Below are 2,601 nucleotides of genomic sequence, written 5' to 3' on the forward strand. Positions count from 1 at the left end.
GAGAAAGTGCTGGAGATGGTGGCAGGCCAGGTCCCGCTGCTGATCGAGATCAAGGATCAGGACGGCGCGATGGGTCCACAAGTTGGCCCGCTCGAGGCAGCGACTTGTGCGGCGTTGAAGGATTACGCCGGCGATGTGGCGCTGATGTCTTTCAATCCGCACGCCGTTGCGGTTTGCGCGGAGCTTGCCCCCGATATTCCCCGTGGTCTAGTCACTTCAAGTTATGAGACAGCGTTCTGGCCTGAGGTTTCCGCAGACACCCGCGATATCTTGCGCGAAATCCCCGATTACGCGCGCGTCGGTGCCTGTTTTATCAGCCACGAATCCACCGATCTTGACCGCCGCCGCGTAGCGGAGTTGAAGGCGAAGGGGGCAAAGCTCCTCGCATGGACGATCCGGTCCGCCAAAGCAGAGGCGGAAGCCCGCCGCATCGTCGATAATGTGACATTCGAGGGCTATCTGGCTTGACCCGGCCCGCGAAGCACACAAGTTGCACAGGATGAGCGACGCACCAATCGAAATCACAGCGCATCCAACCATCAACGCGATTGACGCGGCCGAATGGGATGCCTGTGCCTGCCCTGAAGCTGCGAATGGTCGCCCCGATGATCCGTTCACCACACACCGCTTTCTCAAGGCGCTCGAGGACAGCCGCTCGGTTGGTCCGGGCACGGGATGGCAGCCGCGGTACATTACCGCCAGACAAGGTGATACGCTGATCGCGGTCGCGCCGCTTTATGCAAAGGGCCATAGCCAAGGCGAATACATCTTCGACCACAACTGGGCCCATGCCTTCGAGAACGCAGGCGGGCGGTATTACCCCAAACTGCAGATCGCGGTCCCTTTTACACCTGCCACTGGGCGGCGGTTCCTGACCAAGCCGGGGTATGAGGCCACGGGTATGTCGGCGCTCGTTCAAGGGGCTGTGCAGATTGCGGCCGATAATGAACTGTCATCTGTCCACGCCACCTTTTGCACCGAAGCAGAGGCTATCGCCGGCGAGGAGATGGGCCTGCTTTCCCGTATCGGGCAGCAATTTCATTGGGTCAACGATGGCTATATCGATTTCGATGCATTTCTTGCCTCGCTTTCCAGCCGCAAGCGCAAGAACATGCGCAAGGAACGCAGCACTGCAAATGCCTTTGGCGGCGAAATTGTCGAATTGACAGGTGACCAGATCAAGCCGGAACATTGGGATGCCTTCTGGGTGTTCTATCAGGACACCGGCAACCGCAAATGGGGCACACCTTATCTGACGCGGTCATTCTTTGATCTTGCTCAAGACACCCTGCGCGACGATATGCTGATGGTTCTCGCCATGCGCGACGGGCGGCCTGTTGCAGGTGCGCTGAACTTCATCGGGCGCGACGCGCTTTATGGCCGCTACTGGGGATGCACCGAACATCACCCCTGCCTGCATTTCGAGGTCTGCTATTATCGTGCCATCGACTATGCTATCCGGGATGGGCTGGGCAAGGTCGAGGCGGGTGCGCAAGGTGAACACAAGCTGGCGCGTGGCTATCTGCCTGTAGCCACCCATTCGCTGCACTGGTTCGGCGATGCCGGATTCAAAGACGCCGTGGCCCGCTATCTGGAGGCCGAGCGCGACGCGGTCGACCACGAAATCGAAGTGCTGACAAGCTACGGCCCATTCCGCAAATCTGATATGGAGGAACACCAATGACCGACAAATTGACCCAAGCAGAGCGTGCAGAAAAGATCACCCCGCTGCTGGACAACGGCTGGGAAATGACCGAAAGGCGCGACGCGATCTACAAGAAATTCGTCTTTGCCAATTTCGTAGAGGCCTTCGGCTTTATGACCCGCGCCGCGATCCACGCGGAAAAACTGAACCACCACCCAGAATGGTCCAACGTCTATAAAACCGTCGAGGTCACCTTGACGACACATGATGCAGATGGCCTAAGCGCGCTTGACGCTGAACTTGGCGCGAAACTGGATAAACTCGCTGGGGGCTAAATTGGACCAATTGATAAACACCGTCATCTGGGATGGGCGAACCATTGCGGATTTGCTGACACTTGAATTTATTGCATCTGCCGTGGGCAATGTGCTGGCAGCACTTGCGATCCTGCTTGTCGGATTTGTCTTGGGCGGTTGGGTCCGGCAGCGGATCACAGCGGTTGGCGGCAGACACGCGCACCTTGACGTGACATTGTTCAACTTTCTGGGCAATGTCGCACGCTACGTCATCATCATCTTTGCGTTTATCTTTGTACTTAACACATTCGGGGTGCAAACGACCTCTTTCGTGGCGGTCATCGGTGCCGCCGGTCTGGCTATCGGTCTTGCTTTGCAGGGCACACTTTCCAACGTAGCCGCTGGGGTAATGATCGTCTTTTTCCGCCCAATCAAGATCGGTGATTTCGTCGAGGTCAGCGGACAGATGGGCACGGTGAAGGATATCACGCTGAATTGCACAGAACTGGCTGCCATCAGCAACGTCCAGATCATCATCCCCAACAGTCAGGTTTGGGGCAATACGATCACCAACTATTCCACCTATGACACACGCCGCGCCGAATGGGTTTTTGGGGTCGGTTATGGGGCCAATCTGAAGCTGGCCGAAGATACGATCCG

Annotated in this window: 4 protein-coding genes; all 4 read left to right on the top strand. The window is 57.3% G+C overall.

Annotated features, from left to right (window positions below):
- Positions 1–468 (top strand): glycerophosphodiester phosphodiesterase family protein (locus R6T97_RS00110; RefSeq protein WP_410347284.1); only part of this gene is annotated, 468 nt, incomplete at its 5' end.
- Between the two features lie 31 nt (positions 469–499).
- Complete coding sequence (locus R6T97_RS00115) at positions 500–1,684, top strand: GNAT family N-acetyltransferase (protein WP_410347285.1); 1,185 nt, start codon at positions 500–502, stop codon at positions 1,682–1,684.
- A complete protein-coding gene (locus tag R6T97_RS00120) occupies positions 1,681–1,980 on the top strand; it encodes a 4a-hydroxytetrahydrobiopterin dehydratase (protein WP_410347286.1) in 300 nt (99 codons plus the stop codon). Before R6T97_RS00115 ends, R6T97_RS00120 begins: the two co-directional genes overlap by 4 nt.
- Before the next feature lies 1 nt (position 1,981).
- Positions 1,982–2,601, top strand: a 620-nt coding sequence (locus tag R6T97_RS00125; RefSeq protein WP_410347287.1) for a mechanosensitive ion channel family protein, incomplete at its 3' end; no start/stop codon positions are given.

Source organism: Yoonia sp., assembly GCF_046498525.1.
Taxonomy (GTDB): Bacteria; Pseudomonadota; Alphaproteobacteria; order Rhodobacterales; family Rhodobacteraceae; genus Yoonia.